Source organism: Actinomadura sp. NTSP31, assembly GCF_041951385.1.
Lineage (GTDB): Bacteria > Actinomycetota > Actinomycetes > Streptosporangiales > Streptosporangiaceae > Spirillospora > Spirillospora napierensis.
This window is the reverse complement of record NZ_JBGNUT010000017.1, coordinates 66846-88001: the sequence shown is the minus strand read 5'-3', so window position 1 is coordinate 88001 and position 21156 is coordinate 66846. Positions and strand designations below refer to the sequence as shown.

The window sequence follows — 21156 nt, the reverse complement described above, 5'->3', positions numbered from 1 at the left end:
AGTCGCGGGCCGCCCTATGTCAGTTCCCATTCCAGTCAGGACCCAGGTCAGGACTGTGGCGCAGCCCAGAACTGCGAAGAGAGCGACACCTCCCGTAACGGCGATCCTGGGGTGTACAAGAAGAACGCAGCCAGCAGCACGAAGTTTGGAGCGCGCTAGCCGGGCGTTCACCACCGGGCGCTTCACGGCGACGCCGGGATCGTCTGCGAAGAGTTCCTGGACCAGGGCCAGATTCCGCGCCTCCGAAAGACGGATACTGTTTTTGTAGTATTCGCGGTACGCCTCTACCAGGTGATCGAACTGCTCGTCTCGCGAGTCAGAGTGCCTTTTCCGCTTCATGCCGTACGTCCTCCGTCCTTCTCGTTCTCTGGGAAGATTATGTCCTTCATGCGCTGCCTCGCTTTCGCATTGCGCCTTCGCACGGAAGAAGGGCTGATTCCAAGCACTTCCGCCGTCTGCCTTTCCGTCATCCTCTGCAGGGATCGACAGGAGAAGACCTCACGCTGCTCCTGCGGCAGCTTGTCCAGTGCCTGCTTGAAGGCGAGGAGAAAGGGCACTTGGTCAGGCGTCACCAAGCCCGATTCGTCATCAGCGATTTTTGTCAGATCGAAGCCGTCACAGCGATCCCGATTTTCCTTCTTGTTAGCTATTCTCTTCGCCGTCCGATACGCCATTCGTCTGACATATAGATCGATGTTGGCGATTGATTCCGACTTGCCCGTTTCCAGCTGCCTCTTAAGGTTCTTCGCGACCACATCGCAGACCTCGTCTGCCGCCGCGGCGCCCAAAAAGTAGCAGTGGGCGGCCTCCATAGCGATCTTGGTGACTTTCTCAGCGAACTTTTGATATTCGAACGTTGTCGCATTTTGTGCGGTCTTCTTCGATTTGAATCGTTGTTCGATTATGCCCACCTTGTCTCCCGAGGTAGATCGTGTCCGCCGAGCCGATCCGGCCGCAACCATCACTGGTCACGCCCTCACCTCTTAAGAAGCATTTCGAGGTCGACATGCACCTGCCGCATGCATTACGGATCAGCAAAAATTCCTCAACGCGGGCCGCCTGATTTGGTTTTAATGCGACAAATACGGTATTCGTAGTCAATAGCACAGCGATCGGAGAAGGCACTGCCGAAGCGGAACCGCCTACAGAACCCCCGGGAGACTCGGGTGTGCCAGTAGTTCAGCACTCTCCGCATGCACAGGCCAGCGGTGAGCAGGCCGAGCCGTCGCGGGGACGCTGCACTACCTGGCGCCGGGAGTTCACCGTCGGCGGTGTCGTTGGGATGGGTGCATGCCGCACCGCGCACCCCGACATCCGCTTCTCCGGACAGGCAGCCACCACCATCACCGAGCCCCTGCAGCGGCCAGCACCTAGGGACCTCTCATGCTGACGCGACTTGTGACCAGAGACTCGCCGGAGCTTGCCATCGGCACCGAAGTTGGCTCTGTCTGCGAACGCCTCGTTCGCCGAATCAGTAAGACTCCTGCCGGCGCGACGCATGACAGGTCGACCTCTGGTCGTTGATACACAGGAGTCTTGGCCTGCGGGAGGGCAGGTGTGGCCGACCCTCCCTACAGATAGGCCCCTCTAGTGGGTGGTTGCGCGATTGCGGGTTTTGGCTAGGGCTTCTAGGGCTGTTTCGTTGGCGTCGGGGAGGGTGTGTAGGTAGCGCTCGGTGGTGGCGATGGAGGCATGGCCTAGGCGTTCCTTCACCACCTGGAGGTCGGCGCCGCCGTTGAGGAGCCAGGAAGCGTGGGCGTGGCGTAGGTCGCGCATGGTGGGTCTGAAGTTGAGGCCGGCGGCGGCCAGGGCGGGGTACCAGATCTTGCGACGGAACCAGTCGTTGGGGATGTGACCGTCGGTCTCGCGGACGCGTCGGGGGCGCGGGTTGTCCTTGCCGTTCGCGCGGCGGGCGGCTCGGTAGAGGGTGAAGGCACCTCGGCAGTAGTCGCAGCGGCAGCGGCCGGCGGTGTAGCCGCTGAGGGTGCCGTGGTTGTAGGTGCGGCCCTTCTCGTTCGGTTCCGTGCGGCCGAGGGTGGCAGGGTCTGGGATCTCGGTGATGCGGGCTCGGGGCTTGTCTTGGGGTGGCATCTGGAAGAGGAGGTCGTCTTGGGTAAGGTTCGCTGATCTGATGTGGGCTTCCAGCTTCTCGGTGATCTGGGTGCTGAGCTTGAAGCGGCGATACTCCTTGTCCTTCGGGTAGTCCTTGACGAGGAAGTGGCGGCCTTCCGGGTGGAACTTCGGGTTCAGCTCGACGACGGTGCGGCTGACCGTGAGGATGCGGGACCTGAGGTTGAGGTCCTTCACGCGCAGCTCGCTGAGCTCGCCCCAGCGGAGGCCGCTCTCAATCTCGGTTTCGGCGAGGAGCCGGAAGGCGCCCTCGGGGAGTGCGTGGTAGACGTCGTCGAACTGCTCGAGGGGCTTGCGGACGACCGGAGGCGTGCGTACTCCGCGGCAGGGGTGGATGAAGGTGACCTGGTCGTCCATGGCCGTGGTGAAGATGGCACTGAGAATGATCTTGTTGTGGCGGATGCTCACTGGCTTCATGCCCTGGTTCTTGAGGGCCGTGATCCATGCGCGGACGTGCTCGGGGAGGATGTCGATCATCCGCATCGAGCCGAACGTCGGCATGATGTTCCTGTAGATCGCGTACGTGTAGCCCTCGCGGGTGTGGCCTCGACCTGGTGGTTCGGGAGCCAGGTCTCCTCCACGTAGTCCTTGAAGCGTTGCCTTCCTCGGCCGGGGTCTCCCGTGCGGCCTCTGGAGACTTCGACCTCTGCTCGTTGCCAGGCTTTGTCGGCGTCCTTTTTGTTGGAGTATGTCCCGGCCGACCGCAGTCGACCCCTGATGTCGACATAGCAGGCCGTGTAGCGGTACTTTCCGTTGTTGCCCTTGCGCTTCTTCGCGTATCCCAAGGCGCCGATCCTCCATGATTATCCGTCCGTGATTTGTCCGTGGACGGTGGCGGACGGGCCATCCTTGTCCGTGAATGGATGACACCGCCACAGGCCGTCTACCTGGGATTTTAACGCGGATCGCCTTCACTTGCATGACCCCCAAATGGGCATTACTTGGGGTTCGGGACAAAGAGGTCGTGGGTTCAGATCTCGCCATCCAAGCAGGGAATGCTAGGCCAGAGGTCGATTCATATATAGGGAAGTCTTCCTTTTAGCGTTTGCCCTTCATCGATCATCTCTGCGGCCGACTTCGGGTCGGTGTTCCGTATCGATTCGATGAGCTCGGCTGCGACGGTGTGCGGGGCGCGGTCTTGGACGTCGATCACGAGGCCGAACTGTAGGGAGGGGTCCTCAAAGGAGCCTCTGCGTGCCGGATGGTCGAGCGTCAGGCGGGCGGTGTCGAACTCCCGGAGCCAGGCGGTGAACCGTCCGGGCGCGCAGTCCCATCGGCCGAGGATCGTCGGGGCGGCGCGCGAGCTGGCCATTCCCAGCCGTGGTCGTGGGCTGCGCGGGCGAGCTCCCGGTCGTATTCGGCCGCATCGAACCGCACGTCCTGTGGTGGATCGCCGGGCATGGAGGACCGCCAGTCCTTCCAGACGACCTCGGCTTTCTCGCGGACGATCGTGGTGTAGAGCCCACCGGAGCATCCCTCGGCGCAGTGCGCCTTGGCGAGCATGACCTCTCTGGGATCGCTCGTCGCTTTGAGCCGCCCGCTGTGGACCAGGTCCTCGGGGCTTTTGGCGGGTCCTTTGTCGAACGCGGTCACGACGACCGGCGTCCCGTCCACCATGACCCTGGCTTCGACGCGGACCAGGTTCGGGTCGGGCACCACGACCCGGATCGCGTACCTTCCTTCGGGGACGTCGTCGCGCGCGGCCTCATCGAGGACCCAGGTGGCGCGCCTGGCCTCGATCGGGTCGCTGGAACGCGCACCGCGGTGCAGCATCTCGCTCCACGGCTCAGAGCGCAGCACACGGTTGATCGTGTCGATGAGACCTCGGCGCAGCGGGCGGGCCATCGGGGCCGCCGGGCCGGTGCACAGGTCCTGGACGGCCGTGGTCAGCAGGGAGGCTCGCTCCAGTGTCGCCGGTCCGCGAGATCGGCTCAGCGCCGATAGACGATCACGGCGTCCCGATATCTGCTGATCTCGGGCTGGTGGCCATCGGTGCCGGTCATCGCGAGGAGCAGGTTTCCGGCCCCCCAGACGGCGTCGTCCACTGCCGGCCCGTCAAGCGTCTCGGGCAGCCCGTGGGCCTCGGCGAGCTTCCGTGCGAGGTCGCCGGGCAGCAGGTATCCGGGTGTGGAGAGCACCCCCTGGCGCACCGCCGGATGCGCGTGGCCGGCGAGCGCCTCGACGGAGCGGACCCGTGGATGGCGTCGTGATCGCTCTGCGAGCCAGATCCTGCACCAGGACCTCCACGGCGAGCCGGTCGGCGAAGGGCAGCAGCCCGACGGTCCTGATGAACGGGACGTCGCGCTCTTCGGCCTGATCGCGCGACAGACCCAGCCCGACGAGGATTGCGCGGCGGTCCCGGCCTCATCTGGCAGTTTTGGTGAGGCGCTGCGTGGGTTCTGGGGGGAGGGCGCGCAGGACGTTGTGTGGTCCTGGGCGGTGAGCGTTAGGCGGGTGCATTGATCGTGAAGGTCTGCGGCCGACGACGACGGGTCGTCGATGAACTTGGAGTACGGCGGTCAGGGCGCGTTTGCGCTCGCGTGTCTGGGCTTGAGGGGGTTCGCCGCCGTTGGGCAGCGGCCCCCGCAGCGCGTGTCGTACGGGGAGACCGGGCGGGCGAGCGCGCCTGCGCTCGTGGACCACGCTCACCGGAAGGACGCCGTGGCGTCATGTCCGGAACGGTACACCGGGGGATGGGTGATGCCGACGGGTCAGCCTGAGCGTATTTACGATTCGCTCTTGACAAATATTCGCTTGCCCGCATCATTATTGCCTGGGTGGGCGGTTGGATCGTCCCGGGGAATCCCGAGGAGGGGCGCGGATGCAAGCGGTTGGAACGCAGCTCGATGCCGGGGCGAGGCCGGGGGTGAAGCCGGCAGGTCGGCGCAGGCGGCGGGACGATCGGCGGGTCGGGTGGCTGTTCCTCCTGCCTGTCCTCGTCGGCTTCCTGGTCTTCTACGCCTATCCGACGGTCCGGGGCATCTGGTACTCGCTCACCGACTACAGCCTGCTCAACGACCCGGCCTACGTCGGTGCCGACAACTACCGGCACCTCGTCGACGACATGCAGTTCTGGAACGCTCTCAAGGTCACCGCCTACTACGTGGTCGTCAACATCGCATCCCAGACGGTCCTGGCGCTGGGTCTCGCCGCGTTGATGCACCGGCTCACCCGGTCGGTCGTGCTCCGGGCGGCGCTCCTTGTCCCGTGGCTGGTGCCCAACGTGACGGTGGGGCTGTTGTGGGCCTGGCTGCTGGATCCGGATCTTGGGTTCGTCAACCACCTTCTCGGTGGTGCCGGGATCGACACGACCCTGTCGTTCAACTCGCCGACCTGGGCGATGCCGCTGGTCGCGCTGGTGAACAGCTGGGCTTACACCGGTTACACCGCGCTGCTGCTGTATGCGGGGATGCTTCAGATTCCGCAGCACCTGTACGAGAGCGCCGCGATCGACGGGGCAGGGGAGGCGCGCATGTTCCGGTCGATCACGCTGCCGCTGCTGCGCCCGATCCTGGCGCTCGTGCTGGTGGTGTCCCTGATCGGTTCGTTCCAGATCTTCGACACCGTCGCGGTCGCCTACGGGGGGAAGGCCCCGATCCCCGAGACCCGCGTCATCTACTACTACATCTACCAGCAGGCTTTCACGTATTTCCACATGGGCTACGCCGCTGCCGTGGCGATGGTCCTCGTCGTCCTCCTGGGCCTGCTGACGGCCCTGCAGATGCGGTTGCTGCGCGCCTCCCGCTCGGACCTCGGTTAGGAGCCCCCGATTGTTCTCCCGTATGGGCCGAGGCACCTCCTGGGCCGTCCTCGCCCTCGCGATCGCCGTCACTGTTTTTCCGTTCTACTGGATGGTCAGGACGGCGCTCACGCCGGCGGCCGATCTGTATCGGGACTCGACGTCCCTGTGGCCGCAGCATCCGACACTGATCAACTTCAGGCGCGTGCTGGGGCTGGTCGACGCCCGGCGGGCGCGGTCCGCGGGCGGCTCGGGCGCGCAGATCGACTTCCTGCGGTACACGCTGAACTCGATGATCTACAGCGGTCTCATCGCGGTGGTGCAGACCTTCTGCTGCGCGATGGCCGGGTACGCCTTCGCCCGGCTGCGCTTCCCGGGCCGCGACCTGGCGTTCGGGGTCATCGTCGCGGCGCTGATGGTCCCGCCGATCTTCACGCTGCTGCCGAACTTCGTCCTGGTCAAGCAGCTCGGGATGCTCAACAGCATGCAGGGCATGGCGCTGCCCAGCCTGCTGATGACGCCCTTCGCCGTCTTCTTCCTGCGGCAGTTCTTCCTGTCGATCCCGAGGGACGTCGAGGAGGCCGCGACGCTGGAGGGGATCGGGCCCTGGGGGATGTTCTGGCGGATCATCCTCCCGATGAGCCGCGGCCCGCTGATCACCGTCGGGCTGACGACCGTCGTGTGGAGCTGGAAGGACTACCTGTGGCCGCTGCTGGTCGGCAAGGGTGAGGGCAGCCGCGTCCTCACGGTCGGCCTGGGCGTGTTCCTCCAGCAGTCCCCGAACACGGCGCCGGACTGGACGGGGCTGATGGCCGGATCGGTCATCTCGGTCCTCCCCGTGCTGGTCCTGCTCCTCTTCCTCGGCAAGCGCCTGGTCCAGTCCCTCAACTTCTCCGGCATGAAGTGACCGGCATGATCGAAGGGCTGCGGGCGGTGGATCGGACGTCCGTCGTCCTGGCCGACGGGCGGCGGTTGTTCTACTTCGACGACGGCCCCGGTCATGACCGGACGGCGCCCGACACGCGTTCGCTGCACGCGTTCGCGGCCGGCGCGGAGCTGCGGCATGACAGGTTGACCGGCGAGCCGGTCCTGGTCGCCGCCCATCGCCAGACGCGGACGGTGAGCTCGGCGGGCGGTGACTGTCCGCTGTGTCCGAGCCGGCCCGGCCACCCCACCGAGATTCCCGCCGGTGATTATCATGTCGCGGTCTTCGAGAACCGCTTTCCCTCGCTGGGCGGTCCGGTCGGTGGCCGGTGCGAGGTGGTCTCGTTCTCCAGCGACCACGACCGTTCTTTCGCGGGTCTCTCAGATGCGCGTCGGTTCACCATTGGCCGAGCCTGGGCCGACCGCACCGCTGCGCTGTCCGCGCTGCCCGGTGTGGAGCAGGTGTTCGTCTTCGAGAACCGGGGTGCGCAGGTGGGGGCGACGCTCACCCATCCGCACGGGCAGATCTACGCCTATCCCTACCTCCCGCCCGTCCAGACGTCGGTCCTGCGGACGGCGCGGGCGCACCGCGCCGCGGGCGGCGGCTGCTTGCTGTGCTCGATCGTCGCGGACCAGGCGGCCGGCCCGCTCGTCGTCGCCGAGACGGAGGGCTTCGTGGCGTTCGTGCCTGAGGCGGCGCGGTGGCCGTATGAGGTGCATATTGCGCCGCGCGGGTGCGTTCCGTACCTGACCGGCCTGGACGATGATGGTCTCGCCGAGTTGATGTGGTTGTACGGCGACGTGCTGCGCAAGTTCGAAGACCTCTTCGGCGACGGCGAGACCGCCTACATGGCGTGCTGGCACCAGCCTCCGCTGAACCAGACCGACCTCGCCCATTTCTACGTTCAGGTCTTCACCACCCGCAGGTCCGCGGACCGGTGGAAGTTCCTGGCGTCCAGCGAGTCGGGCGCGGGGGCGTTCATCAACGACGTTCGCCCGGAGACCGCCGCCGAGCGGCTGCGGAACGTCCCGCAGCGGGAACGGGCGTGAGGCTTCTGCGATCCCGGCGACGCCGGCCGGTCGGGTCGTGGCGTGCGCCCGGCCGGGTCAACCTGATCGGCGAGCACACCGACTACAACGACGGTCTGGTCCTGCCCTACGCGCTGCCTCAGGGCATCACGGTCACCGGCTGCCGCCGCGACGACGACGTCCTGGAGATGCACTCCCTGGGGCGCACGGAACGCGTCGACCTGGCGGCGCTGGTCCCCGGCGCGGTCACCGGATGGTCGGCCTATGTCGCCGGTGTCGCGGCCTGCCTGCGCGATGCCGGGCATCCGGTCGGCGGCGCCGCGCTGCGGTTCACCTCGGACCTTCCGCAGGGCGCGGGCGTGTCGTCCAGTGCGGCTCTGGAATGCGCCACCGCTGTGGCGCTCGCTGGCCTCTACGAGCTCGACGCCGGTGGCGAGGAGCTCGCGAGGATCGCGCAGCGGGCCGAGCACGAGTACGCCGGGGTGCCGTGCGGGATCCTCGACCAGTCGGCTGCGCTGCTGTGCCGCGCCGACCATGCGCTCCTGCTGGACTGCCGCAGTGGTGCCGCCACCCACGTGCCGCTACGGCTGGGTGACCATCGCGTTCTCGTGGTCGACACGCGTGCCGGGCACCGGCTCGGGGACGGTGAATATGCGAGCCGCCGGTCCTGCTGTGAAGAGGCGGCGCGTGCGCTGGGGGTCGGGTCGCTCCGGGACGTCGTGGATCCGGAGGCGGCCGGATCGCTGAAGGATCCGGTGATGCGCCGCCGGGTCAGGCACGTCGTCGAGGAGAACCGCCGCGTCGAGGCGGCCGTCGGCCTCCTGTCCAGGGGCGAGATCGCCGAGCTTGGGCCGTTGCTGACCGCGAGCCACGCTTCTCTGCGCGACAACTACGAGGTCTCCTGGCCGCAGGCGGACGTCGCCGTGGACGCCGCGCTGGCGGCGCAGGCGTGCGGCGCCCGCATGTTCGGTGGTGGTTTCGGCGGCTCTGTCCTCGTCCTCGCGCACCGGGACGCCCTGGCCGATGTCCGGGCCTCCGTCGACACGGCCTTCTCCCGACGCGGCTGGATGGCGCCGAGCTATCTGGAGACGACGGCCGCGTCCGGCGCGGGCCCTGTGTGAAGGCGCCTCAGGACGACAGGACGAGCGGGGCGGGCATCCCGTCGGTGAACAACTCGGCGTCGATGTGGTCCAGGGCGACGCGGAGGGCGCCGAGGGCGACGCTGTCGGCGCCGAGCGTGGACGCCCGGATCTCCGGAACGCGCAGGCACAGCCGGCCCAGCTCCCGGGCGAGCGGGTCGATGATCAGGTCCGCGGAGCGGGAGTAACCGCCACCGAGGACGACGACCTGCGGATCGAGGGCCAGGACGAGCGCGGCCGCTCCGACGGCGAGGTCCTTGACGTACTTGCGGAGCGCGGTCCTGGCGCCGCGGTCGCCCGTGCGGGCGTGCTCGAAGACCCAGGCGGCCCTGTCGTTGGGGTGGACGTCCGAGGGGATGCCGCGGCAGTTCTCCAGGTGCGACGGGGCGGTGAGCCAGCGGACCGCCTTGAGCGCCCCTATCTCGCCGGCGGCGCCGCCGTAGCCGCGCCGCAGCGTGCCGTCGAGGATGAGGCCGGCGCCGGTGCGCATGCCCGCGAGCACGTAGACGATGTCGTCGGCGTCCTGCGCGGCGCCCTGCCAGCGTTCGGCGACGGCGCCGAGCTTGCAGTCGTTCTCGACGAGGACCGGGCAGGCGAACCGGGCGGCCAGGTGCTCGGCCGGCGAGACGCTCGACCAGCCCGGAAGCGGGGTGAACAGGGTCGTGCGGCCGGTGGCGTCGACCGGGCCGGTCACCCCGACCGTCACCGCCCAGACCTGGTCGGGACGCATGCCCGCCCCGGCCAGGCACTGGGTGATGGCGGTGTCGACGGCGCCGAGCCGCGCGACCGGGTCGGCCTCCGGCTCCACGGGCAGCCGGTGGCTGTGCAGGACCCTGCCCTCCAGGTCCGCGAGCAGCACGAGGATCTTGTGGCCGCCGACGTCGACGCCGAGCACGTGCCCGGCGCCGGCGTTGAAGCGGTAGCGGCGGGCGGGGCGCCCGACGCTGCTGCCGTCGGGTTCGACGACCTTGACCCACCCGTCGGAGACGAGCCCGCGGACGACGACGTCGGTGCCGGGCCGGGACAGGCCGGTGCGGCCGGCGAGTTCGGTGACCGTCGCGGGCGGCTGGCCCCGCATCGCCTTGACGACGCTGAGCGAGTTGAGCTCGCGGAGCTTGCTGACATCGGCCCCTGACGCGGCCCCGTCGGTCACCACGACCCCCTTTTACGCTTCGGTGAAGACAAATTCTAGCCGTCAGATCAGGAGATCGGGTACAGCCGGCCGGGATCCAGGGCGGCTCCGAAGTCGACGGGACGGCCGTCGATGACGAAACGGTAGCGGCCCTCCCGCCTCACGTCGGGGCGTTCCGCCAGGTAGTCCGCCAGCTGCTTCAGCTCCCCGGCGCCGAGCCAGGACGGCGGGTCCGAGACCGCCTTGAACCCGCAGATCGCGGCGAGGTCGCGCAGCCAGCCCATCTGGGTGTCGGTGAGCAGGTTGAGGCGGCTGCGGAAGTAGACGACGTCGGGGTCGACCTGCGCGAGCGGCGCCTGCCACAGCCGGTGCAGGGTGTTGACCAGGGCGTTGTAGGCCATCGCGTCGGACGGGTCGTCGGTGGCGTAGTTGGCCCACATGGGCGCGACGTCGGGGCCGCTGCGCAGCCCGTCGAGCAGGCCGAGGGAGGGGAGCAGCAGGCTGCCGCTGCCGAGCAGGTAGGCGTCCGGGCCGGCGACCTGCCGGATCAGCGTCAGCGCCTCGCGGTAGGCCAGCTCCCGGTGCGCCCCCGAGTGCCGGACCCCCGGCACGGCTCCGGCATTGATGAAGTCGAGCTTGAGGTAGGTGAACCCCCACTCGTGGACGACGCGGCGGATCAACTCGGTGAGGTGCTCGCGGACGTCCGGGTGCGTGGTGTCGAGCGCGTGGTAGCCCGTCCCCCAGTTGTGACCGGCGATCACCGGCTCGCCCCGCTCGTCCGAGAGCAGCCATTCGGGATGCTCGCGGGCGACCCCGGAGCCCGGCAGGGCGATGAAGGGAGCGATCCAAAGACCGGCCCGCATGCCGGCGCCCGTGATGCGCTCGGCGAGGGCGGCCATGCCGGAGGGGAACTTGCCGTTGGCGTGCCAGTCGCCCACCGCCCGCTCCCAGCCGTCGTCGATCTGGACGACGTCGAACGGCAGCTCGGCGAGGGCCGCGAAGTCCTTGGTGAGCTGCTGCTCGGTGATGCCCTCGTAGTAGGCGTACCAGGTGCACCACACGTTGCCCGCGACGCGGTCGCTGCTGCCGAGCCGCGCCGCCAGCAGCTCGGCGTAGCGGGCGAAGACCTCCTGCTCGTCGCCGTAGGCGAGGAACCAGGGCGCGCCGTCCTCCTCGCACCAGCCGGCGAGGGTGTCCCGGTCGGCGGACAGCCGCGGGGTGCCGAGGCCGAGCGAGCCGAGGAGCAGCACCCGGCCGTCCTCGCCCTGGAGCGCGGCGACGGCCGAGGAGTGGTGCCGGGCCGGGTCGTCCCAGACGGTGTCGTCGGCGGTCAGGCGCCGCTCGGGGGAGGCGATCCGGAGCGGTGCCTCGCTGAGCCGCCGCCACCCGCACGGGCTCCAGGAGTTCTGGCCGTGCCGGTAGAAGAGGGCGTCACCGAGACCGTGCAGGACCGCGATCCGGCCGGGCGGCAGGATCAGTCCGCCGCCGGCGGGCTCGGGGGGCCGCACTCCGGCCGTCTCGACCGCGAAGAGGCGGCCGGCCAGGTCGACGAGCAGGGGCATGGGACTCCTTAGAGGCGATCAAACGGTTCGGCGGGACGCCCCCTGGGCCGGGTCCGCCCGGCCGGCACCGGATCGCGGCCGGCCGGGGGACTTCCCAGCGGTACGCCCCGCCGAGGGGAGCGGGTCGGACGGTCAGCCGAACAGGGCGTTGACCTGCTGGTTGGCCTTCTTCAGCGCCGACGCGGGATCGGCCTGGCCGAGGACGACCGACTGCAGCGAGTCCTGGACGATCTGGCTGACCTCGGTGCCGTGGTCGGTGACCGGCAGCGGGAAGGTGGCGCCGGGGGTCTTGGTGTAGTCGACGTAGACCTGCACGTCGCGCCCCTTGGCCTTGTGGGCCGCGAGCGCCTTGTCCGTCGCCGTCTTGATCGCCGGGAAGACGGCCGCGTTGGCGGCCACGATGTCCTGGCACTGGGAGGAGCCGAGGAACTTGACCCACTTCCAGGCTTCGTCCTTGTGCTTCGTGCCGGCCCAGATCGCGTCCGACAGCCCGTTGATCGCGGACTTGCGGGCGCCGACGGGGCCGACCGGCAGCGGCGCGAGCGCGAACTTCTGCTTGGCGCCGTCGCCCAGGTAGGTGTTGATGGTCCAGGAGCCGGCGATCGTCAGCGCGGCCTTGCCGGCGTTCATGATGCCGTCGATGCCGAGCGTCGACTGCTTGTCGAACCTGGTCGCGTACCCCTTGTCCGTGACCGCCTTGTACCAGGCGATGGTCTGGACGAGCTTGGGGTCGTCGTACTGGAACCTGGTGCCCTTGGCATTGCGGTCCAGGTAGGTGAAGCCGTTGGCGGCGGCGAGTTCGCCCCACCCGTTCTGGCCCTGGGATCCGTCGTTCCACTCCGGCTGGTAGCCGTGGACCTTCACGTGGTTCTTGTCGAAGCCCGGGTCGAGGCCGTTGCGGCCCTTGTCGTCGATCGTGAGCTTGGCGATGGTCTGCTCGAACGTGCCGCCGTCGGTGGGGTTCCAGGTGAGGTTCGCCAGGTCGGCGGGCTTGATGCCGGCCTTGCTCAGCATGTCGGCGTTGTAGACGACGGCCTCGGTGTCCCAGTCCTTCGGCAGGCCGTAGCGCTTGCCGTCCTTGGTCCACACCTCGGCGAGGCCGTTCTGGTACTGGGAGAGGTCGACCTTGTCCCGCTCGACGTAGGGCTGGATGTCGAGGATCTGCTGGCTGGCGACGAACTGCGGGTAGTACGACGCCTGGTCGGTCCAGACGTCGGGGGCGTCGCCGGCGGCCAGTTGCGTGGTGAGGTTCTGCCAGTACTGCGCCCACGCCGTCTGGGTCATCTTGACGGTGATGTTCGGGTTCGCGGTGTGGAAGGCGTCCGCGCACTGCTGGTAGGACGCCTGCTGGTTGTCGTCCCACAGCCAGTAGTTCAGCGTGACCGGGCCGTCGCCCTTGCCGTCGCCGGAGCCACCGCACGCGGTGAGCGCCGTTCCGGCCAGCAGTCCGCACAGCAGCGCCGCGCCGACCCGCCTTGTGTTGATCATGGGTGCCTCAGCTCGGGGTGGGGGCGAGGGTTTCCGAAGGTTCCCTCTTGCCTGGTTGGCTCTCGCCAATAATGATGTGGCTCATCGGAAAATTGTCAAGGGCTCCTCATAACCCTTGGCCGGTGCGTCCCCCTGGAGGGCTTGCGATGGTCCACTTCCCGATCCCCGGACCGGCCCGGTGGGCGGCCGCCGCCGCGCTGACCTCGGTCGTCGCGGCCGCGATGGCGCCGACCGCGGCCGCCGGCCCCCGGCCGGGCTGGCGTACGCCGGCCGCGGGCGAGGCCCCGGACGCCAACCCGCTGTCCGGGTTCATCCCCTACGCCGGAAGCCACTCGACCTTCCCCCACTCGATGGAGTGGTTCTACCTGCCGGTCAACGCGGTGATGAAGGGCCCGCACCGGTTCGACTGGAAGGCACTGGAGGACCAGCTCGACGCCATCGCCGCGCGCGGGCACCAGGCGGCGTTCCGGTTCTACCTGGACTACCCCGGGCAGCCCAGCGGAGTGCCGCAATACCTGCTGGACGAGGGCCTGGCCACCCACGCCTACGACGACTTCGGCAACAACGGGACGAGCGTGTCCCCCGACTACGACGACCCGCGGCTGGCATCCGCACTCGACCGGTTCATCGCCGCCCTCGGCCACCGCTACGACGGCGACCCCCGCATCGGATTCCTCCAACTCGGCCTGCTGGGCTTCTGGGGCGAGTGGCACACCTGGCCGCACAACGGCGACCCGGGCACCGAGAACTGGTTCGCCTCCCAGGCCGAGCAGGTCAGAGTCCTGCGCGCCTACGACAAGGCGTTCGACGAGACCCGGCTCATGGTCCGCTACCCGAGCACCGACAACGCCGCCCTCGACATGGGCTACCACGACGACTCGTTCGCCTACTCCACCCTGCCGGGGACCGGCTGGAACTTCATGGACCTGATGCTCCAGGCCGGGACGGGCGACAAGTGGAAGGACGAGCCGGTCGCCGGCGAGCTACGGCCCGAGCTGCAGGGATGCATCTTCGACGTGCCGAACGACTGCGTCACCGACGGCGACAACGACTTCGCCGGTGGCGTGGCACAGACCCACGCCACCTGGCTGCTGAACCAGTACGCCTTCAGCCCCGGCTACACCGGCGCCGCCTATGGCAAGGCGCTGCAGAGCGCCAAGTCCCTCGGCTACCGGTTCCGCGTCACCGGAGTTCAGACCGTCGCCGGAGTGAAGACCGGCACCGACCGGCGCGGCCTCAGGCTCTCCGTCCGCATGCAGGACGACGGCGTCGCCCCCTTCTACTACGACTGGCCGATCCAGATCGCCGCCGTCGGCCCCGACCGGAAGATCGCCCGCACCTGGACGACGTCCTGGAAACTGACCGGCGTCAAGCCCGGCGCCCCGGTCGAACTCACCGCCACGCTGCCCACCGCCGGCCTGCCACGGACGGGCCGGTCCGGTGGCGGCTACACGCTCGTCCTGCGGGCCGCCAACCCGATGCGCGGCGGCATGCCGCTGCGCTTCGCCAACGCCGGCCAGGACACCACCCTTCCCGGCTGGCTCACGCTCGGCGACGCCCGCATCTCCTGAGCGCTCCGCTCCGCGCACTTTCGGGGGACCCTGCCCACCCCGACCGAGGAGGTCACCGTCCCATGCACCAGCCCCTGGCGCGGTCATACCGCGCTGTCGCCGCACTCGCCGCGCTCGCCGCAGGCGTGCTGCTGACGTTGCCGCCGGCGTCCGCCACCGCCGCGTCCCCGCAAGGCCCGCCGCCCCGGCCCGCCGCACCCGCGACGCCCGATCCGTCCCTGACCGTCCATTCGCTCACGGCCGCCGCGGGCCCCGTCGACAACCCGCTCAAGGGATTCGCCCGCTTCTACAACCCCGGCGCCGACCAGAACCAGGGCTACCCGCACTCCCTCACCTGGAGCTACTTCGGCCTCTCCGAAATCATGACCGACGCGGCCGACTGCAACTCCTACGACTGGTCGAAGGTCGACGCCGCCCTCAACGAGAGCGCGCGCTACGGCAACCAGGTCGCGCTCCGGTTCTACATGGAGTACCCCGACGGCTCCGGCACCCATCCGGCGAACGCGATCCCGCACTGCTTCGACGGGCACGTCCCCTACCGCACCAACACCCGCTGGAACACCACCAGCCCCGACTACGACAACGCCTACCTGCTCACCGGCCTGAAGAACTTCATCGCCGCATTCGGCGCCCGCTACGACGGCGACCCGCGCCTCGGCTTCGTCCACCTCGGCCTCATCGGGCTGTGGGGCGAATGGCACACCTGGCCCTACGACAGCGACACCAGCGACGGCTACCCCGACTACATGCCGACCAACGCGCACCTCGCCGACATCCTCCAGGCCTACGACAGCGCCTTCAGCAAGACCAAGCTGGAGGTCCGCTACCCCGACGCCGGCGGAGGCGCGGCCAACACCCGCGACGTCGGCTACCACGACGACTCCTTCTGCTACCGCGAAGGCAGCCCGCTCGCCGGCGTCACCCTGCCCGGATCGCTCGGCGGCGCCGGCTACGCCCAGCTCCAGCGGGCCCTCGACCAGGGCGTCGAGAACAAGTGGATCACCGACTCGATGGGCGGCGAGGTGCGGCCCGAGATCCAGGCCCAGGCCTTCTCCTCCTGGCCCGGCGGGTCGGGCGCGGTCGACGACATGAAGGCGTGCATCGAGCTGGAGCACACCACCTGGAAGATCAACGAAGGGAGCTCCGGATACAGCCCGTCCGACGCGAACGTAGGCGCCGCGGTGCGGCTCATGGGGTACGACCTGGGCGTCACCAACGCCTACTACCGCAACTCCGTTAGCGGCACCGCGAGGATCGGCGTCCAGATCACCAACGACGGTGTCGCCCCGTTCTACTACCCGTGGACGGTCACGCTCGGGCTGAAGAACAGCTCCGGCACCGTGGTGAAGACCTGGGACACCCCCTGGGACCTGCGGACCGTCATGCCCCAAAAGATCCGGGCGTTCCCCGACTGGGGCGTCGGCTCCGACCCGACCTACCGCGACTTCGGCTACCCGCAGTATTTCCAGGCCGACGTCGGCCTCTCCGGCATCACGAACGGGAACTACCAGCTCGTCATGCGGGTGAAGAACCCGCTGGAGGCCGTGAGCGCCAACGCCAAGAAGCTGCGCTTCGCCAACGCCGCCCAGAACGCCGACGGCTGGCTCGGCCTCGGCGCCATGACGGTCGGGACCGGCTCGTCGTCCTCCACCACGGTCGAGGCCGAGGACCCGGGCAACACGCTCTCCGGCGGGGCCGTCGTCGCGTCCTGCACCGGATGCTCGGGCGGCGCGAAGGTCGGCTACCTCGGCAACGGCGGCACGCTCACCTTCAACCACGTCACCACCGGCGTCGCCGGAAGCCACACCCTGACGATCTCCTACGCCTCGGCTGAGGCGCGCTCGGCGACCGTCAGGGTCGGCAACGGAACCGCGACCACGGTCGGCCTCCCGTCCAGCGGCGGCTGGGACACCGTCGCGACCACCACCCTGCCGGTCACCCTGACCGGCGGCGACAACACGATCACCATCGCCGGCCCCGGCGGCTGGGCCCCCGACATCGACAAGATCACGGTCGCGTCGGGCTGACCACCGCCTTCCGCCCCGGGCCGGTACCGGCCCGGGGCTCCGGCCCGTAGTGAGGAGCACCATGACCGACGACCTGCGCCTCGGCGTGATCGGAGCCGGAGGGCAGCGCGGCGTGCTCGCCGCGCCCGCCCACCGCCCCGGCCGGGGGTCGCGCGTCACCGCCCTGTGCGACACCGACCCCGCGCGGCTGCGGGAGAGCGCACGGCGGCTCGGCGCGGACGGTGCCGCCCTCGTCACCGACCACCGCCGTCTCCTGGAACGGGACGACGTCGACGCCGTGCTCATCGCCACACCCGACGACACGCACGCCGCGGTCGCCATCGACGCCCTGCATGCGGGCAAGGCCGTCTACCTGGAGAAACCCCTTGCGATCACCATCGAGGACTGCGACGAGGTGCTGCGCGTCGCCGCGAAGACCGGAACGCGCCTGTACCTCGGCCACAACATGCGGCACATGGGCGTCATCCGGCTGATGCGCGACGTCATCCAGCGCGGCGACATCGGCGAGCCCAAAACCGTATGGGTGCGGCACTTCGTGGGACGCGGCGGCCAGTACTACTTCAAAGACTGGCACGCCGAACGCCGGCGAACGACCGGGCTGCTCGTGCAGAAGGCCGCCCACGACATCGACGTCATCCACTGGCTGGCGGGCGGGTACACCGAGCGCGTGAACGCCCTCGGCGACCTCATGGTCTACGGCTCGCTGCCCCGCCGCCCCGCCGGCACGCCACCCTCCGACGGCTGGCTCACCGCCTCGCCCTGGCCGCCGTCCTCCTCCACCGGTTTCCACCACCGCATCGACGTCGAAGACGTCTCGGTCATGAACATGCGGTTGGACAACGGCGTCATCGCCGCCTACCAGCAGTGCCATTTCAGCCCCGACTACTGGCGCAACTACACCGTCATCGGCACTCACGGACGGATGGAGAACTTCGGCGACGAGGAGGGCGCCGTCGTCAAGGTGTGGAACAGCCGCCAGTCCGGCTACCGGGCCACCCCCGACATCGCCTACACCGTCCCGCCTGCCACGGGAGACCACGGCGGGGCCGACGGCGCCGTCATCGAGGAGTTCCTCCGCTTCGCCCGCGACGGCGGGCCCACCGACACCTCCCCCGTCGCGGCCCGAATGAGCGTCGCCGCCGGCTACCTGGCCACCCTCTCGCTCCGCGAGGGCGGCACGCCCTACACGGTGCCCCGCCTGGACCCCGACCTGGCCGACTACTTCACACGCCACCAGGCCCGCGGTTGAGGGGATCTCAGGGTTCTAGGGGGAGGGCTGCGGTGGACCAGGCTTCTATGCCTTCGGTGTAGAGGCGAAGGTTCTGGTAGCCGAGGGTTGTCAGGGCGTTGGCCAGGTCGGGGGCTCGGGTGCAGGTGGGGTCGGTGGAGTAGATGACGATGGGGGCCGTGCGGTCGGGGAGGAGGGTGGCGGCCTTGGCGGGGGCGTCTTCGGCGGTGAGGTTGATGGCGGTCGGGAGGTGGCGGCGCTCGTAGGCGGGGGCGGGCAGGGCGTCGACGATGGTGACCTTGCCGATGGCGGCCTGGAGTTCGGCGCGGGAGATCGTGGCGGGGCGGAGCGGGCCGCTCAGCTGGAGGTTCGCGATGGTCCAGCCGTCGGTGGAGCGGACGAGGAGGAGGGTCAGGCGGAAGGAGCCGCTGGCGTCGTGGCCGCGGGCGGTGGTGCGCTGGTTCTGGACGGCGGTGACGATGGCGGCGTCGCCGTAGCGGCGGGTGCTGGGGTCGAGGATCTCGAAGTGGTGGTTGGTCAGGTCGCTGTGGCGGGCGGCCCACTGATGTTTGGTCAGGGTGAAGCCGGCCGGGCCGATGCCGGTGAAGTCGGGGGTGAGGAGGGAGTCGTAGGCGGACGTGTCGCCGGTGCGTTCGGCGTCGGCCCAGCGGGTGACGACGTCGAGGATTTCGGTGGTCATCGGACTGGTTCCTTTCGTGGGGCCGGGGTGGTCTGCGGGGTGGTGCGGGGTAGGAGGGCGGCCGGCAGGGTCGCCAGTGCGGTGAGGGCGAGGGGCCACCAGAAGGTGTGGGCGAAGGCGGTGGCCGGGGTCGTGGTGCTGAGGTTGTGTTCGAGGACGACGGCGTACAGGGCGGTGCCGAGTGCGCCGCCGACGCGTTGGGTGATGTTCGGCAGGGCGGTCGCGCGGGGGATGGCGGCGCGGTCGATGTGGCGGTACGCCATGGACATGGCGGGGGCCATGAGGCAGCCGGCGCCGAGGCCCGTGATCAGGAGCGCGGCCGTCACCAGGGCGTAGCCGGCGGACGGGACGGTGTACGCCAGGAGTCCGGCGGCCAGGAGGGGGAGGCCGGTCAGGATGGTCGGCCTGCCCAGGCCGCGGTCGGCGAGCCGTCCGGTGACGGTCAGGGCCACGGCGGCGCCGGCGCCCTGCGGGAGCAGGAGGAGGCCGGTGGCCAGCGCGGACGCGTGGTGGACGACCTGGTAGTACAGCGGCAGCAGGAGCATGGAGCCCTGCAGGACGGCGCCGATCAGGATCTGGATCGCGGCGGCGGAGGAGAACGTCCGGTCGGCGAGGTGGCGCAGGTCCAGCAGTGGATGGCGGGCGCGCAGCGCATGCCTCGCGAAGAGGGCGAGCAGGATCGTTCCCGCGAGGGCGGCGGTCTCGGTTCTCAGGGTGAAGGCGGAGGTGGAGACGGCGTAGACGATCGCGGTGAGGGCTGGAGAGAGCAGGAGGAGGCCGGGGACGTCGAGGTGCTCGGCCCGGCGGCCGGGGGTGTTGTCCAGCAGCCGCCATGACAGGAGCAGGGCGAGCAGGCCGACCGGGACGTTGACCAGGAAGATCCACTGCCAGGCGGCGGCGGAGACCAGCAGGCCGCCGAGGACGGGCCCGAGCATGGGGCCCAGCATCATCGGGACGCCGATCAGGCCCATCGCACGGCCCATCCGGTGCGGCCCGGCGGCCTGCGCGACGAGGGTCATGCCGACGGGGACGACCATGCCGCCGCCGAGGCCCTGGACGACCCGGAAGGCGATGAGGCTCGGCGCCGACCAGGCGAGGGCGCACAGCAGCGAGCCGAGGATGAACAGGGCGAGCGACGCCGTCCACACGCTCTTGCCGCCGAAGCGGTCGGCGGCCCAGCCGGTGAGCGGGATGACGGCGGTGAGGGCCAGCGCGTAGCCGGTGATCACCCACTGGATCGCGGGCAGCGGCGCCGCGAGGTCGCGCGCCAGGGTGTCGATCGCGACGCTGACGATCGTCGCGTCGAGCACGGTGAGGATCGCGCCCGTCACCACGATCGCGGCGGTGGCCGCCAGGCGGGGTGTCGGATCCGTCATGGCCCCTCCCTCAATAAGCGGGGAATATCTCTCCACTTGACTGTGGCACGGCCGGCGGCGGTCGGCAAGAGTAAGCGGGGAGATTTTCCCCGTTTCTGCTATCGTGGGCCGCGAGAGGCGGTGGACGATGCGGGCCGATGCGCGGCGCAATCTCGAGCGGATCCTGGTGGCGGCGCGGGACGTGATCGTCGAGCGCGGTCCGGACGTCCCGCTCGACGACGTCGCGCGGCGGGCGGAGGTCGGCAGCGGCACGCTGTACCGGCGCTTCCCCGATCGCGGCACGCTGCTGCACGCCGTCGCACTGGACGCGCTGACCGGAACCCTGGACGCGGTTCGGGACGCCTGCGAGCAGGAGTCCGACCCGTTCGACGCACTGGCCAGGTACCTGCGGCGGACGCTCGACCTGCGCGTCTCCGCCGTGCTGCCGGCGCTGCTCGGCCGGGTCGACCTGGAGGGCGATCCCGAGCTGGCGCCGCTGCGGAAGGAGGCCGTCCGGCTCCTCGAAGGGCTGGTCTCCGCCGCGCACGAGGCCGGAACGCTGCCGGGCGACGTCACGTTCGGCGACATCGGGATGATGGCCGTCCGCATCGCGCGTCCCCTGCCCGGGCCGTTGCCGGAGGAGGAGAACCACGCCCTCGCCCGGCGGCATCTGGACCTGTTCATCGAGGGACTCCGTGCACGGGCCGCGCATGACCGATCACGGTCGGCGCCGGGCCGGAGGGCGCCACGCTGACCGTGCGCAACGACGGCGCGGCCGGTTCCGAGGCCGATCCGCGCAGTTCGGGGCTGCGGGCCTGGCCGACCGGCTCGCCAAGTCCGGCGGGCGGGTGTCGTTCCGCCGGGACGGGCCGCGCTACGCGCTGGCCGCTCCGGACTGCCCGCTCAGCGACCGGGAGCTCGACGTGCTGCGGCTGGCCGCCCTCGGCCTGCCGGCCGCGGCCATCGCCCGGCGTGCCGGTCTCACCGCGGGCACCGTCCGCAACTACCTGTCCGCGGCCCAGGCCAAGCTCGGCGTCCGCAACCGGGCCGAGGCCGTCGCGCTCGCCGAGCGGCACGGCTGGCTCTGACGCGCGGCGGCCGCCGGGGCCGTGCTCGCGGTCGCGCGTCCTGA

At 69.6% G+C, this 21156-nt stretch carries 19 protein-coding genes; 9 read left to right on the top strand and 10 right to left on the bottom strand.

What is annotated here, in order from left to right:
* Positions 1 to 335: 335 nt before the first annotated feature.
* The 5 genes from ACA514_RS27445 to ACA514_RS27425 form a co-directional block, all read right to left on the bottom strand.
* Positions 336 to 911, bottom strand: a complete 576-nt coding sequence (locus tag ACA514_RS27445; protein ID WP_375044117.1) for an RNA polymerase sigma factor — start codon at positions 909 to 911, stop codon at positions 336 to 338.
* Positions 912 to 1587: 676 nt separating this feature from the next.
* A complete protein-coding gene (locus tag ACA514_RS27440) occupies positions 1588 to 2631 on the bottom strand; it encodes a tyrosine-type recombinase/integrase (RefSeq protein WP_375044116.1) in 1044 nt (347 codons plus the stop codon).
* Positions 2632 to 3145: 514 nt separating this feature from the next.
* Entirely contained in the window at positions 3146 to 3283 is a 138-nt protein-coding gene (locus tag ACA514_RS27435) for a hypothetical protein (RefSeq protein ID WP_375044115.1), read from the bottom strand.
* 59 nt (positions 3284 to 3342) lie between these two features.
* On the bottom strand, positions 3343 to 3975 hold the full coding sequence (locus ACA514_RS27430) for a hypothetical protein (protein WP_375044114.1): 633 nt from the start codon (positions 3973 to 3975) through the stop codon (positions 3343 to 3345).
* Between the two features lie 86 nt (positions 3976 to 4061).
* A complete protein-coding gene (locus tag ACA514_RS27425) occupies positions 4062 to 4268 on the bottom strand; it encodes a hypothetical protein (RefSeq protein WP_375044113.1) in 207 nt (68 codons plus the stop codon).
* 683 nt (positions 4269 to 4951) lie between these two features.
* On the opposite strand from ACA514_RS27425, the gene ACA514_RS27420 reads away from it, so the two are divergent.
* Genes ACA514_RS27420 through galK form a run of 4 tightly spaced genes read left to right on the top strand, consistent with a single transcriptional unit; the run spans position 4952 to position 8943 of the window.
* A complete protein-coding gene (locus tag ACA514_RS27420) occupies positions 4952 to 5890 on the top strand; it encodes a carbohydrate ABC transporter permease (protein WP_375044112.1) in 939 nt (312 codons plus the stop codon).
* 22 nt (positions 5891 to 5912) lie between these two features.
* Positions 5913 to 6776, top strand: a complete 864-nt coding sequence (locus ACA514_RS27415; RefSeq protein ID WP_375044111.1) for a carbohydrate ABC transporter permease — start codon at positions 5913 to 5915, stop codon at positions 6774 to 6776.
* Positions 6777 to 6781: 5 nt separating this feature from the next.
* Positions 6782 to 7843 (top strand): galactose-1-phosphate uridylyltransferase, encoded by a 1062-nt coding sequence (gene galT, locus ACA514_RS27410; RefSeq protein ID WP_375044110.1) that lies wholly within the window; start codon positions 6782 to 6784, stop codon positions 7841 to 7843.
* The gene (galK, locus tag ACA514_RS27405) at positions 7840 to 8943 is read left to right on the top strand and encodes a galactokinase (RefSeq protein ID WP_375044109.1); all 1104 of its coding nucleotides are present in this window, start codon (positions 7840 to 7842) and stop codon (positions 8941 to 8943) included. The genes galT and galK overlap by 4 nt, the downstream gene beginning before the upstream one ends.
* A 7-nt stretch (positions 8944 to 8950) precedes the next feature.
* Here the strand turns inward: galK and ACA514_RS27400 are convergent, their stop codons facing one another.
* The 3 genes from ACA514_RS27400 to ACA514_RS27390 all read right to left on the bottom strand — a co-directional run bounded on the left by ACA514_RS27400 (position 8951) and on the right by ACA514_RS27390 (position 13143).
* Positions 8951 to 10114 (bottom strand): ROK family protein, encoded by a 1164-nt coding sequence (locus tag ACA514_RS27400; protein ID WP_375044108.1) that lies wholly within the window; start codon positions 10112 to 10114, stop codon positions 8951 to 8953.
* A 47-nt stretch (positions 10115 to 10161) separates the two neighbouring features.
* Positions 10162 to 11655: a glycoside hydrolase family 36 protein gene (locus ACA514_RS27395; protein ID WP_375044107.1), complete on the bottom strand. Its 1494-nt coding sequence runs from the start codon at positions 11653 to 11655 to the stop codon at positions 10162 to 10164.
* Positions 11656 to 11787: 132 nt separating this feature from the next.
* Entirely contained in the window at positions 11788 to 13143 is a 1356-nt protein-coding gene (locus ACA514_RS27390; protein ID WP_375044106.1) for an ABC transporter substrate-binding protein, read from the bottom strand.
* Positions 13144 to 13289: 146 nt separating this feature from the next.
* Between ACA514_RS27390 and ACA514_RS27385 the strand changes: the two genes are divergently transcribed.
* From ACA514_RS27385 to ACA514_RS27375, 3 genes are all read left to right on the top strand, one after another.
* On the top strand, positions 13290 to 14714 hold the full coding sequence (locus ACA514_RS27385) for a hypothetical protein (RefSeq protein ID WP_375044105.1): 1425 nt from the start codon (positions 13290 to 13292) through the stop codon (positions 14712 to 14714).
* Between the two features lie 62 nt (positions 14715 to 14776).
* Positions 14777 to 16741 (top strand): DUF4832 domain-containing protein, encoded by a 1965-nt coding sequence (locus ACA514_RS27380; RefSeq protein WP_375044104.1) that lies wholly within the window; start codon positions 14777 to 14779, stop codon positions 16739 to 16741.
* Positions 16742 to 16802: 61 nt separating this feature from the next.
* The gene (locus tag ACA514_RS27375) at positions 16803 to 17990 is read left to right on the top strand and encodes a Gfo/Idh/MocA family protein (protein WP_375044103.1); all 1188 of its coding nucleotides are present in this window, start codon (positions 16803 to 16805) and stop codon (positions 17988 to 17990) included.
* A gap of 7 nt (positions 17991 to 17997) precedes the next feature.
* Here the strand turns inward: ACA514_RS27375 and ACA514_RS27370 are convergent, their stop codons facing one another.
* Both ACA514_RS27370 and ACA514_RS27365 read right to left on the bottom strand, forming a co-directional pair.
* Positions 17998 to 18669: a nuclear transport factor 2 family protein gene (locus ACA514_RS27370; RefSeq protein WP_375044102.1), complete on the bottom strand. Its 672-nt coding sequence runs from the start codon at positions 18667 to 18669 to the stop codon at positions 17998 to 18000.
* Positions 18666 to 20045, bottom strand: coding sequence for an MDR family MFS transporter (locus ACA514_RS27365; RefSeq protein ID WP_375044101.1), 1380 nt, complete (start codon positions 20043 to 20045; stop codon positions 18666 to 18668). The genes ACA514_RS27370 and ACA514_RS27365 overlap by 4 nt, the downstream gene beginning before the upstream one ends.
* Positions 20046 to 20172: 127 nt before the next feature.
* Between ACA514_RS27365 and ACA514_RS27360 the strand changes: the two genes are divergently transcribed.
* Positions 20173 to 20778 (top strand): TetR/AcrR family transcriptional regulator, encoded by a 606-nt coding sequence (locus ACA514_RS27360; RefSeq protein WP_375044100.1) that lies wholly within the window; start codon positions 20173 to 20175, stop codon positions 20776 to 20778.
* Positions 20735 to 21112 carry a response regulator transcription factor gene (locus tag ACA514_RS27355; protein ID WP_375044099.1) on the top strand — a complete coding sequence of 126 codons (378 nt, stop codon included), beginning with the start codon at positions 20735 to 20737 and terminating at the stop codon, positions 21110 to 21112. Before ACA514_RS27360 ends, ACA514_RS27355 begins: the two co-directional genes overlap by 44 nt.
* Positions 21113 to 21156 lie beyond the last annotated feature (44 nt).